The sequence below is a fragment of the Staphylococcus sp. HGB0015 genome, assembly GCF_000411275.1.
GTDB classification, from domain to species: Bacteria; Bacillota; Bacilli; order Staphylococcales; family Staphylococcaceae; genus Staphylococcus; species Staphylococcus schleiferi.
Window position 1 is genome coordinate 1,024,474 of sequence record NZ_KE150417.1, and the last position, 14,798, is coordinate 1,039,271.

Annotated in this window: 16 protein-coding genes and 1 pseudogene; all 17 read right to left on the reverse strand. The window is 34.3% G+C overall.

Annotated features, from left to right (window positions below):
- Nucleotides 1-89 precede the first annotated feature (89 nt).
- The 17 genes and pseudogenes from holA to HMPREF1208_RS04835 all read right to left on the reverse strand — a co-directional run bounded on the left by holA (nt 90) and on the right by HMPREF1208_RS04835 (nt 14,796).
- Nucleotides 90-1,064, reverse strand: coding sequence for a DNA polymerase III subunit delta (gene holA / locus HMPREF1208_RS04760; RefSeq protein WP_016425222.1), 975 nt, complete (start codon nt 1,062-1,064; stop codon nt 90-92).
- A gap of 71 nt (nt 1,065-1,135) precedes the next feature.
- Nucleotides 1,136-1,594 carry a ComEC/Rec2 family competence protein gene (locus tag HMPREF1208_RS12350; RefSeq protein WP_016425223.1) on the reverse strand — a complete coding sequence of 153 codons (459 nt, stop codon included), beginning with the start codon at nt 1,592-1,594 and terminating at the stop codon, nt 1,136-1,138.
- A gap of 36 nt (nt 1,595-1,630) precedes the next feature.
- Complete coding sequence (locus tag HMPREF1208_RS04765) at nt 1,631-3,247, reverse strand: ComEC/Rec2 family competence protein (protein WP_231371810.1); 1,617 nt, start codon at nt 3,245-3,247, stop codon at nt 1,631-1,633.
- A gap of 119 nt (nt 3,248-3,366) precedes the next feature.
- A complete protein-coding gene (locus tag HMPREF1208_RS04770; protein WP_016425225.1) occupies nt 3,367-3,831 on the reverse strand; it encodes a ComE operon protein 2 in 465 nt (154 codons plus the stop codon).
- 713 nt (nt 3,832-4,544) lie between these two features.
- On the reverse strand, nt 4,545-5,183 hold the full coding sequence (locus HMPREF1208_RS04775) for a helix-hairpin-helix domain-containing protein (RefSeq protein WP_016425226.1): 639 nt from the start codon (nt 5,181-5,183) through the stop codon (nt 4,545-4,547).
- A 50-nt stretch (nt 5,184-5,233) separates the two neighbouring features.
- Nucleotides 5,234-5,959 (reverse strand): class I SAM-dependent DNA methyltransferase, encoded by a 726-nt coding sequence (locus tag HMPREF1208_RS04780; RefSeq protein WP_037559150.1) that lies wholly within the window; start codon nt 5,957-5,959, stop codon nt 5,234-5,236.
- The gene (gene rsfS / locus HMPREF1208_RS04785) at nt 5,956-6,312 is read right to left on the reverse strand and encodes a ribosome silencing factor (protein WP_016425228.1); all 357 of its coding nucleotides are present in this window, start codon (nt 6,310-6,312) and stop codon (nt 5,956-5,958) included. Before rsfS ends, HMPREF1208_RS04780 begins: the two co-directional genes overlap by 4 nt.
- 3 nt (nt 6,313-6,315) lie before the next feature.
- A pseudogene (gene yqeK / locus HMPREF1208_RS04790) lies at nt 6,316-6,896 on the reverse strand (bis(5'-nucleosyl)-tetraphosphatase (symmetrical) YqeK); the annotation flags it as partial.
- On the reverse strand, nt 6,874-7,455 hold the full coding sequence (gene nadD, locus HMPREF1208_RS04795) for a nicotinate (nicotinamide) nucleotide adenylyltransferase (RefSeq protein ID WP_016425230.1): 582 nt from the start codon (nt 7,453-7,455) through the stop codon (nt 6,874-6,876). The gene nadD and the pseudogene yqeK, both read right to left, overlap by 23 nt.
- Nucleotide 7,456: 1 nt before the next feature.
- Nucleotides 7,457-7,750: a ribosome assembly RNA-binding protein YhbY gene (gene yhbY, locus HMPREF1208_RS04800; protein ID WP_016425231.1), complete on the reverse strand. Its 294-nt coding sequence runs from the start codon at nt 7,748-7,750 to the stop codon at nt 7,457-7,459.
- A gap of 13 nt (nt 7,751-7,763) precedes the next feature.
- The gene (aroE, locus tag HMPREF1208_RS04805) at nt 7,764-8,573 is read right to left on the reverse strand and encodes a shikimate dehydrogenase (protein ID WP_016425232.1); all 810 of its coding nucleotides are present in this window, start codon (nt 8,571-8,573) and stop codon (nt 7,764-7,766) included.
- 13 nt (nt 8,574-8,586) lie between these two features.
- Nucleotides 8,587-9,687, reverse strand: coding sequence for a ribosome biogenesis GTPase YqeH (gene yqeH, locus HMPREF1208_RS04810; protein WP_016425233.1), 1,101 nt, complete (start codon nt 9,685-9,687; stop codon nt 8,587-8,589).
- The gene (locus tag HMPREF1208_RS04815) at nt 9,688-10,215 is read right to left on the reverse strand and encodes a YqeG family HAD IIIA-type phosphatase (RefSeq protein ID WP_016425234.1); all 528 of its coding nucleotides are present in this window, start codon (nt 10,213-10,215) and stop codon (nt 9,688-9,690) included.
- Nucleotides 10,216-10,284: 69 nt separating this feature from the next.
- Nucleotides 10,285-10,971: a 5'-methylthioadenosine/adenosylhomocysteine nucleosidase gene (locus HMPREF1208_RS04820; protein WP_016425235.1), complete on the reverse strand. Its 687-nt coding sequence runs from the start codon at nt 10,969-10,971 to the stop codon at nt 10,285-10,287.
- 464 nt (nt 10,972-11,435) lie between these two features.
- Nucleotides 11,436-12,674, reverse strand: coding sequence for an NRAMP family divalent metal transporter (locus HMPREF1208_RS04825; RefSeq protein WP_016425236.1), 1,239 nt, complete (start codon nt 12,672-12,674; stop codon nt 11,436-11,438).
- A 3-nt stretch (nt 12,675-12,677) separates the two neighbouring features.
- Complete coding sequence (gene pxpA / locus HMPREF1208_RS04830; protein WP_016425237.1) at nt 12,678-13,436, reverse strand: 5-oxoprolinase subunit PxpA; 759 nt, start codon at nt 13,434-13,436, stop codon at nt 12,678-12,680.
- A complete protein-coding gene (locus HMPREF1208_RS04835; protein WP_016425238.1) occupies nt 13,426-14,796 on the reverse strand; it encodes an acetyl-CoA carboxylase biotin carboxylase subunit in 1,371 nt (456 codons plus the stop codon). Before HMPREF1208_RS04835 ends, pxpA begins: the two co-directional genes overlap by 11 nt.
- Between the last annotated feature and the right edge of the window lie 2 nt (nt 14,797-14,798).

Sequence of the window (14,798 nt, forward strand, 5' to 3'; positions counted from 1 at the left end):
ATAATGTGGTTCGCCATAAAAAGTTGAATGAAGAAAACGCATCGTTGTACATAACGATTTGAACGTATCGCGGAACTAATCGCCATACGCTACAAGCTGAGTATAAATAATTCTAAAATTAAAACTTTATCCATATAGGAAGACTTAAGTTTATAATCTGTTTCAGCGCATCGATCAATAATCGATAATAATGATTCTAACTGATATCTTTTAACTTGGTTGAGTGCTAATTTAACTCGATAAGGGTGTGCACCAACAGTTTTAGCAATTTGTTGTCCAGAATATCCTTTTTGACTCAAAATTTTGGTTTGATAATACAATCGATAATTACTTGTGATAAGTGCTAATAATTTAATGGGTTCTTCTTTAAGCTGAATTAAATCTTTAATGAGTTGAATTGCCTTATCCTTTTGACCTTTTTGAATATATTCGGTTAATAGAAAAACATTTTGCTCAAGACTTCTATTAACAATCATTTGTATATCGTTTTTATTTATGACGGGGCGTTCTCCTACAAATAATAACAACTTATCAAGCTCTTGTTTTATAACACGATATTGTACGCCTGTTAATGATAAAAAGTGCTCTAATGCATCTTGTTTAATTTCCTTATAAGATGTATTTAAATATGTTTTAATCCAATTCAACATTTCTTGTTCTGACATTTGTTCAATTTTTTTAATTGATGCATGCTTTTTTAAAGTTTTTACAAGCTTCTTTTTCTCATCTAATTTCACTGATTGGACTTGAAATATCAGTAATGCTTCCCCATCGTATTTTTCTATAAATGCTTGTAACGCATCTGTATGAGCAATGTAATCTTTAGGCGGTTTTTCTCCTGTAAAAACGAAACTATTTTGAACAACAATCACTTTTTTATTTGAAAATAGCGGAAGTGTCAAAGCTTCTTCGATAATTGTATGAATATTGACCTCATATAAATTATACTTTACATAATTAAAATCATCCTTAGGTTCATTATCAAGATAATGATCGATGAGTTGATCTGTTTCGCGGTCTATTAACTCAGGGACCTCCCCATGAATGACGTGAATGTTTGACATACATATACTTCCTCTCTTATTTCTCAATCGTATTTATACATTATATCATGAAAAGTAAAGGTGATTCCTAATTATGAAGCTTTCTCAGTATGAATTTGATACGATGTCTTACCTTTATCATTAAATTCGATATTTATATGATGATTATCAGCGGTGTTATATACTTTTGCATGAATAGCCCTTAGCTTTTGAATAGTAGTTGGATGCGGCAAATGATAGACATTATTTCTACCTGCTGATATCAGTGCGATTTGAGGTCGTATTTCATTGATAAAGGTTGTTGATGAACTCGTTTGACTTCCATGATGTCCTACCTTTAAGATTTGAATTTTCGGTAAGCGATAATTAGCGAGTAGCTTCAGTTCATTTTTTTCTGTAGCATCCCCCATTAGTAAGATATGGGTTTGATCGATCGATGCTAAAGTAATGATTGAATGTTCATTTGGGTCAGCACTGTTTTCAATATTTGTATCCAATAGAGTAAATTTAAATGCGCCTAAATCGATAAAAGAAATGTCTTTATAGGACAATAATTTTGTATGTTGGCTTTTCGCAATATTTTGAATTCATTGCAACTTTTCTTGGTTAAAATGAGAAGGATTAATGATAATATTTTTGATTTTGATATATTTTGAAATTTGCGCAAGTTCGCCTAAATGATCACTATGATCATGAGTGATAATTAAATAATCAACATGATGAATACCCCTCTTTTTAAATAACGGATAAGTTGATTTTTCCGTGATGTTGTAGTTACGTTTTTTCATGCTCCCATGTTCAGCTACCCCACCAGTATCAATTAGGAGTGTTTTACCATTTTTATTTTGGAAGAGTATGGCATCGCCTTGTCCAACATCTAAAATTGTCATTTGGTTCGGATAATTTGGATGTAAGTGAGTCGCTATAAATAGGAAAGAAACAGCAGCCAAAAAGAACATGAGATATTTTTCATTAGAAAGGAAGTAAAGAAGAATAAAAGTAACGATTGTAATCATTAAAAATCCAACTTCTCCAAAATCTGCAATGGGAAAATGATACTGCGTAAGCGGTTGTAAACCTTTTAAAATGAAATTTTGTATCGTGAAAATAATTATCGACAAAGGCTTAAAAAGGAATAACAAAGAGGGATATATTAATGCACATAGACCTACAATGAATGAGAAAGGGATAATGACAAAACTATATAGCGGAATAAAGATAATATTGCTGATGATCCCCTGCCATTGTATTTCATTAAATTGGAGATAGTTGATTGGCAGAACAGCAACAATTGAAATCACAGATGCTAAAATAAGCGAATACGCGAATTGATACTTATTTAAAAGATCTTTCATCAAGATAAGAACACTACTAATGAGAAACGAATATATAAAACCTAGATGATAGTGATATTGAAAATTCAAAAACGACATGAAAATATACACACATGCTAATGCTTGTATCGACGTGAAATGAAAATATTTTGAAAGTATTAAAATTAACATTGTCATTAATACAGCTCTTTGTGCACTGGGGCTTGCATTAACAAACATAAGGAATAACGGCAAAAAGAGAAGTAATAGAGATTCAATCACATAAATGGGAATGGGTAACCGCTTAGTGAACATATAAAAAAACGCAATTAATATATTCACATGTGTCCCACTAATCGCATATAAATGTGATATCCCCAAGCCTCTCGCTCGGGACTTTTTGTCGCTAGACATATCATCTGTAGAGCCTGTCGCAATTGCTAATATTTCACCTTGGCCTATAAAATGATGCGCTCTAATGCGTTCAATCAAACTATTACGTGCATACATGATATAGTCTTTAAATTTGGGTTGCATGCGTATACATCTATTAAAATCAATTTTTTTAACAAAAAGAACTTCCAATTGTGAAAGGTGTTGGGGATCGTGATATATTCCCTTCACCGGACAAGCATGGTTCAGAAAGAAATTAGCATTTGGAAGGTTGATTTTAGTTTTAAAAGGCGCCTTTAAAACTAACTGTTTATTAAAGTCTGATATATTTGCCGTAAGTAACCCTTCCTTGACTGAAGGAAGAGAAGAAAAATGAATCAATACGTTCTTTTCCTCATTTGATTGTTGGGTATAGGAAGATTGAATATGTTCTAAAGGCGCATGTTGTTTCTTTTCAATCCCAAATCCAATCGACACGATTAAAAGACTGGTCACCATCAATAATTTGCTTTTTCTTTTCCTATACATAGTAATTAATATAATGAATAATAGAAAAAGCGCAGTCATTAAATGATGATAAGCGATTTGACCAATAATATAGCATAATAAGAGATAGGTCATTTTGTATTAAGAAGATAATTAGCAATAGTTTGAGCATTAAAGTCGATCTTTTCAAAATTAATTCCAGATTGCTTTAATAACTGGATTGCATAGGGATGATTATGGTAATCTTCGGCATAATAAACAGTTTTGATTCCGGCTTGAATTATAGATTTTGTGCAATTTAAGCATGGAAAATACGTCACGTAAATTGTAGCCCCCTCTGTTGAGACACCTTGCTTGGCGCATTGCAATATTGCATTCATTTCTGCATGAATCGTTCTAATACAATGACTGTCTTCTATTAAACAACCTTCATCAATACAGTGGACTTCTCCTGAAACTGAGCCATTATAGCCCCCAGCAATAATACGATTGTCTTTAATAATGGTTGCACCGACTGATAATCGAGTACAAGTCGATCTCAATGCTAGTAAATGTGATTGTGCCATGAAATAGTCATGCCATTGAATACGTTTCAATTTAAGTCACTCCTCGAAGTTATTTCCAATGATTCTTTATTAAATTATAACTTTTTCTATAGTATTTCACTAGTTAGATTCTACAATCAGACTGAAAAGTAAGATTTGATTTTCTGTTTTTACCTCAATAATTACCCGTTATAACAAATCTGAATGAGATTTCAGCATATAGATAGGTTTTACATATGAATTCACCAAAAATGATAAAGTATAAAAACGGTTTCTATACGGTTCGATCTCATACACTTTATGAGAGATTATTTAGGTTTGGGTTGTTCAACGGTAGACGCTACACCACCGTCAGCACCTTTACGTGCATCTTGTATTTTCATACAAGCACAGACTATATCTTTTCCGTTGGCATTATCCATTACGGCGAAACCACTTCCACACGCTTGTGTGTACTTCCCTCAAGAGGAATAGTCGTTGAACCTTCCTATTTCTAGGCTTGGCTGCTAGTTGCCCATTGCAAAAAACACTTAGGTTTTAACCTTATGTCATCCTGCTTATTTTTTCTGCAGTTTCGCAACCTTCACGCTTGAGTTTGATTATCTCTACGTTGTGGTCAAGCAGGCTTTAGGGTTTTCAAGCAATTCAATTTCTTTGTTGGACAGTCGTACTGTCACGATGTGCAGATTTCTCTACACACTGAATAAAAGAGGCGCTTTGACTTGAAAAATACATCTAAAATGTCAAAAGCTTAGGTCTTTTCATTATTCAAACGTTTTATCGCCGATACCTTTAATTTCTTTTAATTCATCAACAGCATTAAAGCCATTGTGTTCTTCTCTATATTTAATGATTGTTTGGGCCTTCGAAGGTCCAATTCCAGGAACTTGGGTCAAGTCTTTTTCTTCTGCTGTATTTAAATTAATGACTTGATTTGAATCTGAAGTCTCATGCTCTTTACCTAATGATTCAGCATGTGCCTCAACTTGTTGTTTATCGTTAACAGTTGGAATATAAATCATCTTTTGATCACGTAACTTTTCGGCTAAATTAACCGTTGATAAATCTGCGTTCTTAAGTGGCTGAGCTTTATCCAATAAATCCTTTATACGCGCGTTAGGTTTCATTTCGTATGTTCCCGCATGCTTTATTGCACCTTTTATATCGACTATAACTGTTGAAGGTATCGTCTGTTCATTTGGCTTGGATTGCTTATCTTTCCCAACACTTGACTCTATCAAATCACTTTGATGTGGCAGAGATATCTCATCTTTTGATTCTTTGCTGTCAAATCCCGTAAAAAAGAATATAGAACAAAGAATAATGATTAATAAAGAAATACATAGACATAAGTGAATCTTATAATGCTTAAGCAAATCAAAAACATGTTGTGTAGATCGCATAAAAAAACCTCCTTGCGTTTATTTACACGCAAAGAGGGATGGTTTTACTTCTATTTTTTTGCTATAAAAAAGAGTCGATCACTCTCACTATTTTTATTACTATAATCGAAATCATAAAATGTTTCAATATCTTTAAAACCAATTGCTTTAAGCATTTCTATATACTGTGCTTTTTCTAACGTCCGTTGAAACTGTGATTCATCTCTTCTTAAATATTGTCCATCTTCTGTTCGAATAAAAAATGTTAAGTCATGCCAAACACTATGAGGTAACTCGACAGTCTCGGTTTGCCATACGAGCGTTAAGTCATCACGATCATCTAAATAAACTTGTTGGTTGAACTGTGTATCCATTTTATAAATACTGTGCACATCAAAGATAAAACTTCCTTGTTGTTTGAGATGATGGAAGACATGATTAAAAGTTGCCATTACATCCGCTTCTTCAACAACGTAATTTAAACTGTCACAAAGAATCGTTACTAAATCAAATTGGCGATTTAAGTTAAATGCTGTCATATCTCCTTGTATCCAATTTACATGTTCAGATTTTTGCTGTGCACGTGCTATCATCTCAGGACTTAAATCCATTCCTACTACCTCGGTCGCTAGTTGTGGTAAAAACTGTGTTAAATTACCCGTCCCGCAACCAATATCTAAGATGGAATGAGCTTGAGCCGCATGAAGCGTATCCTTTATAATGGCAAGCCATTTATCATAAGGCTGATCATCAGTTAATCGATCATAAAATACACTTAAATTCTCATATTGCATTATGAACTCATAACCTCTTTATACCCCATCATTTCTACATCTTGATAAAGTTTTTCTAAATTGTAATAACTGCGTTCATCTTTATGAAAAACATGAACAACAACATCTGCTAAATCAATTAAAATCCATCGGCCTTCATTGAAACCTTCTATACGTTTCACTGTAACGCCTTGTTCTTCCGCTTGTTCTTTAACAGCTCTTGCGATAGCTTGAACTTGTCTTTCATTGTTTCCATGACAAACTACAAAGTAATCTACAATATCAGAAATGCCATGCATATTAAGTGAGATAATATCTTCGCCTTTTTTATCGTCTGCAGCTTTAACAGCTAACATGAGTAAGTCTTTTACGTTCATTGAATCATCCTTTAATTAGAGTCATTTAAATTGTAATAATTAAGACAATCAATAGTTGATTGAAAAACATTAACATCTTTGTTCACAAGATACAATACTGTACGTTTGGATATTTCATATATTGTTTTGTCTAAGCCTACACCATTATAGGCCATATCGCGTATTTCATCTACACCGGGTGTTTTACGTCCAGGTTCGATATAGTCAGCGATAAACACTAGTTTTTCAGTTTTCGTCATTTGTTTACGCCCTGTTGTATGATTATAGATTGCTAATAAAATTTCTTTATCGTTTACACCATATTGATGTTTCATCAATGCCGCACAAACAGGACCGTGTAAAATCTCAGAACCATAACCTAAAAGCTCGTGATCTAACTGATAGCGCGTCACTTGTTGATATAAAAAGCTGAGGTCGTCATATTTACAAAAATCATGTAAAATACCTGCTAATTCCGCTTTTTCTTTATCCCCTTCATAAATATCTGCTAATTTAACAGCTGTTTCTGCAACACGCATTGAATGTTCAAATCTTTTTTTAGGTAACTTTTGCTTAACCAATTCAATTGCAAACGCTTGATCCATATAACCCCTCCTTGAAAATATACTGTTCGACATTTAACGGTACCCACATATGAATCGTTCTGTTTTGTTGACAACGTTCACGAATTTCAGTTGAGCTGATTTCGATATTAGGAATATTAATCGGTTGAATAGATTCTGACTGTGATTGGATTGGATAGCCTCTATTAACAACAATAAAAGTAACGATTTTCTTTAATTCCTCAATTTTATACCACTTGTCTAATTGTTCATATTGGTCAGTGCCAATAACAAAATAGAGTTGCGCGTCTGGCGCTTCATTTTTAATTGCGACTAATGTATCGTAAGTATAACTTTGTCCTTTACGATGTATTTCGTCTAAACGAAGTGTGCCAAATCCCAGATTTTGAATGACAAGTTCGACCATTTTTATACGATGTTTGACATCAATTAAACCGCTCGGTGTCTTTAAAGGAGACATGTAACTCGGTATAAAATAGAACGCATCCGGTCTAATCTGGTCATTTACCTCACTCGCAACCATCTCGTGACCACTGTGAATTGGATTAAACTGTCCCCCATAAATAACGATTTTTTTCATATTAAGGGAGTTCAATCGTTTTATTTTCTTTAGATTCCTTATAAAGAACAATCATAGATCCAATCAGTTGAACCAATTCACTTTGAGTTTCATTTGCTATCGTTTCTGCAAGTGTGGCCTTATCTTCTAAATTATTTTGTAAAATATGAATTTTAATTAATTCTCGTTTTTCAAGAATATCTTTAATTTGAATAATCATATTTTCATTTATACCTGATTTTCCAATTTGAAATGTAGGATCAACATGATGTGCTTGACTCCTTAAAAATCTCTTTTGTTTTCCTGTTAACGCCATAATAGCCTCCTTATTAATTCGTTTCATTTAATTTGTTTAGTACAGATTGTCTCATTTCTGAAATATTACTATCTAGGCCTGTCCAAATTTTAAAGCTTTCTGCGCCTTGAAAAACAAACATATCCAAACCATTATATATCGTATACCCTTTTTGAGCAGCTTGTTTTAAAAATGATGTTTGCAAAGGGTTATAAACGATGTCGCATACAAGTGCGCTAGGCTTTAACTTTTGAAAAGTAATGATACTATCAGTAGATTGATTCATGCCTACTGGCGTTGTATTGATAATAATATCAAACGTCTCTAATAGAGGATGAACCTCATCTAAACTATACTTAAGCACATTAAATTTCCAACTGTCAAAGCGTGCCATTGTCCTATTAGCAACTGTAATTGGATGTTTGCATACTTTTTTTAATGCATAAGCGATTCCCTTGCTTGCCCCTCCTGCACCTAAGATAAGGATTTGTGCGTCACTTAAATCTCCATATTTTGATTGCAATCCTTTAACAAAGCCGAGGCCATCAGTATTGTGTCCAATCCACTGATTATTGATAATTCGAACAGTGTTCACAGCACCAATTGCTTGCGCCTCTTCAGTAAGTGAATCTAAAAAAGGGATGATACGCTCTTTATGAGGAATAGTGACATTAAAACCATCTAAATCTCTTTCGGAAATGATATCTTTAATATGATGAAAATCCTGTTCTGGAATATTTAGTGCTTCATATTGATCGTTTAAATTTAAACTTTTAAAATTTGTCTGATGCATGATGGGTGATAAAGAATGATCGATTGGATGCCCGATAACTGCAAATTTCATACATGCTCACTCCTTACATAATGGAAGGTCTTAATGTCACTTCAACATTTTTAGGAACCGTCACATCTAACTCTGCACCAGCGTCAACGGTAACGAAGCCTAAACCAGAAATCATGATGTCTTTTTTCTCATTTCCTGTATTCAAATGAATCGTATTGAGTAGTTCAAAATCAAAGTCTTGAGGTTGGGACGGTGGTGTTAATAATGAACCAAGTTGAGTTTTCCATAATTGATCAGCTTTTTCTAGCTTAGTTCTGTGGATGTGAAGCTCGTTAGAAAAATAACAAACTAGAGGCCGTTTTCCTCCTTTTAAATAATCAACACGAGCCAGTCCCCCAATAAACAAGCTTTGTAATTCATTGAGTTGATAAACGCGCTGTTTAATTTCTTTTTTAGGCATAATGATATTGAGTTCTTTTGTCGTTACAAAATGTGTCATTTGATGTGCCTGTATAATACCTGGTGTATCATACATGTCACTTTGATCATCAATTGGGATATCTATCATATCAAGCGTTGTACCTGGTACTTTTGATGTCGTGACTACATCTTTTTCTCCTACGCTTTGTTCTATTAAGCGATTAATCAATGTCGATTTCCCCACATTTGTTGTGCCAACAATATACACGTCTTGCCCGTCACGATGCTTTTCAATCGTTTGGAGAAGTTCATCAATACCGAACCCTTTATGCGCAGAAATGAGACATACATCTTCAGGATATAAGCCATAATTTTTAGCAGATTTTCGTAACCACTCCGTTACACGACGCTTATTAATTTGTTTTGGTAATAAATCAACTTTATTCGCTGCTAAAATAATTTTTTTATTTCCTACAATTCTTTTAATTGCATTAATAAACGAACCTTCAAAATCAAACACATCTACTAAATTAACTACAATTCCAGGTTTGTTCGATAAGCTATTCAATAATTCAAGAAAATCTTCACTATCCATACCGACATCTTGAACCTCATTGTAGTTCTTTAAGCGGAAACAACGTCGACAAATGACGTCTTCTTTTCCCATGCTTGCTTTTGGGACGTAACCAGGTTTTTGAGGGTCAGTCGATTGTAAGACTGCACCACAACCGATACACTTTAAAGTTTCAGTCAATTAAGATTCCTCCCATTTAATATAACCTTTTCGCTTGAAATGATTTAATAAGCGTCTCTCTAATAGCCGGTTAAACTTAGTGATAAATCCATCTGAATTTTTAACTGGGACAACCATAATTGTATACAAACCACTGCGATTCCCACCAAATACATCTGTTAACATTTGATCTCCAATGACAACAACCGCATCTTTCTCTAATCCCATTTGATGTGTTGCACGTCTTAGAGATTTTCCACGTGGCTTTTTAGCTTTAAAAATATAATCTACATTTAAGTTTTGGCAAAAAGATTTCACTCTTTTTTCATTATTATTAGAAACAATTGTTACTTTCATATTTCTATCTTCAAGGCCTTTAAACCATTCCTGAACTTTAGGTGTGGGATCTGCTTCATCCCAACCTACTAATGTATTATCTAAATCTGTAATGACACCTTTAATATTTAATGCGTGTAATTGGTCAAAGTCGATTTCATGAATTGATTTGACATATTGGTTAGGCAAAAATAATCGCTTGATAATACCCATTATAATCCTCCATTTTAAAATACTTCATTCGTAGTATTATAACACAATATCTTCTTAAAAGCGCTTTGTTTATAATTCTTTGACTAATTCACTAACCATTTTACTTGAAGACTGTGAGGCTACTTTTAAAAATGCTTCAAAAGTCATTCCGGCTTCTTCATCTGCTAAATCAGATATTGCGCGTGTGATAATAAATGGCGTATTAAATTGGAAACAAGTTTGAGCAATGGCTGCAGCTTCCATTTCAGCTGCTAAAGCATGTGGGAATGAAGCTAAAATTGTTTGACGTTGCGCGTTGGTACCAATAAAGCTATCTCCCGATACAATAAGGCCTTCTTTACCATTTTGGCTTAAAGATTTTAAAACTTTATCTACTTTTTTAAATAATTCTTGATCCGCTTTGTACGTTGCTGGCATGCCAGGTATTTGCCCTATTTCATATCCAAAAGCGCGAGCATCAGCATCATGATATGCCACTTCTGAACTAATGACGACATCCCCTAATGACAAGCCAGGTTGAAGTGCACCTGCTGATCCAGTATTTATAATATACGATGGTTTAAATTCGTTGATTAATAATGCCGTTGAGATAGCAACATTGACTTTACCAATTCCGCTTTGTGTTAAAATAATCTCTTTGTCATTTAATAAGCCTTTATAGAAAACCGTATGTGCGATTTTAATCTCTTCTAACGCCACCATCTGAGATTTTAAAATTTCTATTTCTTCTTCCATAGCACCAATAATGCCAATCATAATATTGCCTCCTGTTACATATATTGAATTATTACTATTTAATCGATTAAATGTATGATTTTAAATATAAATGTTTAAGTCGTTTATAAAAGATTAGAATGTCGCTTAGTTTACACTATTGTCATTAATGTAAGAAGTAAAGTGCCATTAACGCAAAACAAGAAATACACACCTTTAAAACACAACACCCTAACCTATCCTTATACACTTCCAATACCTTACCTTTGCTATTTTATCATACTTAGACCAACAACTTCATAATAAAAAATGGGAGCGGGACAGAAATCAAAATGATTTCGTCGTCCCGCCCCGGCAAGGATGAGTAGGACTGTTTGAACATAAATATATAAAAAAACAGGATGGCATTTGTCATCCTGTTAACACTTGTTTGCAAAGATTGTATTAAAATCATCGCATCTTAATTCTGAACTATTTTCTTATAACCTCATATTTTAAATCGTATCTTATTGATTCCATAAAGCTGCTAAACCTTGTAAAGAGAAAAATCCTGTAAAAATTGTAACGACAACTGCTACAATTCCAAATATAAGCATCCAAGTTGGGTGCTTGTAGTCACCTACGATTCGTTTATTTTTTGAAGCAATCAAAATTGTTCCCAATACGATAGGAAGAATTAATCCATTGAGCGCACCTGCAATAATCAGTAATTTTACAGGTTTACCAATAAACAAGAATATTAGAGTAGAAATAACTATGAAGGCTACAACAACATAGTTATCATAAGTTTTAATTTTATGATGTAATGTTTTTATGAAAGTTGTACTTGTATATGCAGATCCAATAACAGATGACATTGCAGCAGCAAAGAGAACAACACCGAAAATATTTTTTCCAATCGGTCCTACTGCATGTTCAAAAACTGAAGCTGGTGGATTATCTAGATTCAATGTCACACCAGTAACAACGACACCTAAGACAGCTAAAAACAAGAGTGCTCTCATTACACCCGTTGTGAGAATACCTGTTATTGCTGAACGGTTCACAAAAGATAAATAATTTTGTCCTTTAATACCTGCATCTAATATTCGATGTGCACCAGCAAATGTAATGTAACCCCCAACAGTGCCCCCGACCAAAGTAATGATAGGTAATACCAGTGATGAAGGATTTTCTGGTAAAATCATATGTTTTGCTGCATCAAGATAAGGCGGATGAGACTGCACCATGACATATGCAACAGTTGCAATCATCACGACACCTAATATCATTGTCACAACGTCCATAATCTTTTGACCATTTTTAGAGATGAACACTAATATAGCGATAGCAGCTGTAATCGCTGAGCCTACTCTAACATCGAGTCCAAAAATAGCATTAAGTCCTAATCCAGCACCAGCAATGTTTCCAATGTTAAATGCTAATCCCCCTATAGCAATTAAAATTGAGATGAAAGTTCCTAATCCCTTAATCACTTCATTCGCAATTTCTTGGCCACGATAACCAGTCACAACAAGGATACGCCAAATATTAATTTGTGCACCAATGTCTATAATGATAGAGAGCAATATTGCAAAAGCGAAACTAGCCATAAATTGTTGTGTAAATACAGCAGTTTGCGTTAAAAAGGCTGGTCCAATTGCAGAAGTAGCCATTAAAAATACAGAGCCTAACAATAGCCTCTTATGTGTTTTTGTGAATTGAAAACTTTCATTATTCTCAATTTGATTTGGATTTTTTTTCATTTATTAACCCCCTAATGTACGGATATCAACATTTTCTTCTGATAGATGCGATCGAATTTGTTTAACGAATTCCAGTGCATGTGCTCCGTCTCCATGTACACAAATAGTATCTGCTTTGATATCTATCATTTCACCTGAAATCGTTTTTACAGTACCTTCTTTAACCATTTGTAAAACTTGTTCAATTGCTTCATGCGAATCTTCAATGACGGCTCCTTCCTTTTTACGACTCACTAATTGGCCATCATTTTCATATCTGCGATCAGCAAAAACTTCAGAAGCCACATTTAATCCTTGCTTTCTTCCCTCATCAATCAAAATAGAATTAGAAAGACCCATTAAATATAATTTAGGGTCTATTTCATAGATTGCAGAGGCAATCGCCTTAGCGATTTCTGCATCTCTAGAAGCCATTTGATATAAGGCCCCGTGCGGTTTCACATGATTGAGTTTGACGCCTTGAATGTCACAAAATGCTTTTAAGGCACCGACTTGATAGACTACCATATTAAAAATTTCCTTTAATGACATGTCTAAGTTTCGGCGACCAAAACCTTGTAAGTCAGGAAAACCTGGATGTGCCCCAACACCCACATGATTTTGTTTGGCAAGTTTAACTGTTTCTGCCATTACATTTTCATCACCTGCGTGAAACCCACATGCAATATTTGCAGATGTTATCAATGGTATGACAGACTGGTCGTTACCAATTTTATAATTACCGAAACTTTCACCTAAATCACAGTTTAAGTCAATTTTCATTTTCAGTGACCTCCTTAAAAATGTTGTGACGATCTAAAAATTTAATATCTACTTCTTTCGCATCACCTTCAAAATATGGCGGATACGAAAGTAAAGCATACAAGAAGTCTGCAGTCGTTTTAAAACCGTCTATAACGAGTTCATCTAATGTCACTTTTAATTTTTCTATCGCATGTTGTCTAAATTCACCTTTAACGATGACTTTAGCTACCAGTGAATCATAATATGAAGATACAGTATAACCGCTGTATAAAAGCGAGTCAACTCGTATATTGAAGCCATGAGGGAAATGAAGGCGTTGAACTGTACCCGGTGTCGGACGGAAGCCTTTTTCAGGATCTTCAGCATTAATTCGTGCTTCTATGACATGACCTTTAAAAGAAATATCTTCCTGTTTTAAATCGAGTTGACCGTTCTTCATGATTAATAATTGTTGACGAACTAGATCAATATCCGTACGCATTTCAGTCACTGTATGCTCGACTTGAATTCGTGCATTCATTTCAATAAAGTAATAAGCGTCTTCTGTAACAAGAAACTCAATCGTTCCTGCACTTCTATATTGAGCTGCTCGAGCGACTTTGACAGCATCATTACAAATCTTTTCTCTTTTTTCATCACTTAAAGCGCTACATGGCGATTCTTCAATCAGTTTTTGGTTTTTTCTTTGTACAGAGCAATCTCTCTCACCTAAATGGATATACTGTCCTTGTCCGTCACCCAAAACTTGAACTTCAACATGTTTTGCTACAGGGATAAATGCCTCAACATAAACACGATCATCATTAAAATATTTATTACCTTCACTTTTGGCTTCTTTAAATGCGCGTTCTAATTGAGATTCGTCTTTAACAATGCGAATGCCTTTACCGCCTCCGCCACTCGCCGCTTTAATAACAAGTGGATAGCCAATCTCTTCTGCAAGTTTTTCAATTTCTTCGATATCCTCTACAGATGATTTTGACCCGGGAATGACTGGTACGCCTGCTTGGTCAACGGTTTGTCTCGCAGTAATTTTATCTCCCATTAATTTCATCGTTTCTTTAGTAGGGCCAATAAAATAGAGGCCTTCGCTTTCTACTTTTTCAGCAAAAACTGGGCTTTCAGATAAGAAACCATAACCTGGATGAATTGCATTTGCATTTGTAATTTCTGCAGCTGACAAGATTTTACGAATATGCAAATAACTATCAAGTGGATTAGGCTGTCCGATACAGACGGCGTCATCAGCGAGTTTGACATGCAAACTATCTTCATCGCCAACGGCATAAATCGCGACAGACTCCATACCCATTTCTCTAAGCGCTCTTATAATCCGGACCGCTATTTCTCCTCTATTTGCAACTAGTACACGATACATGC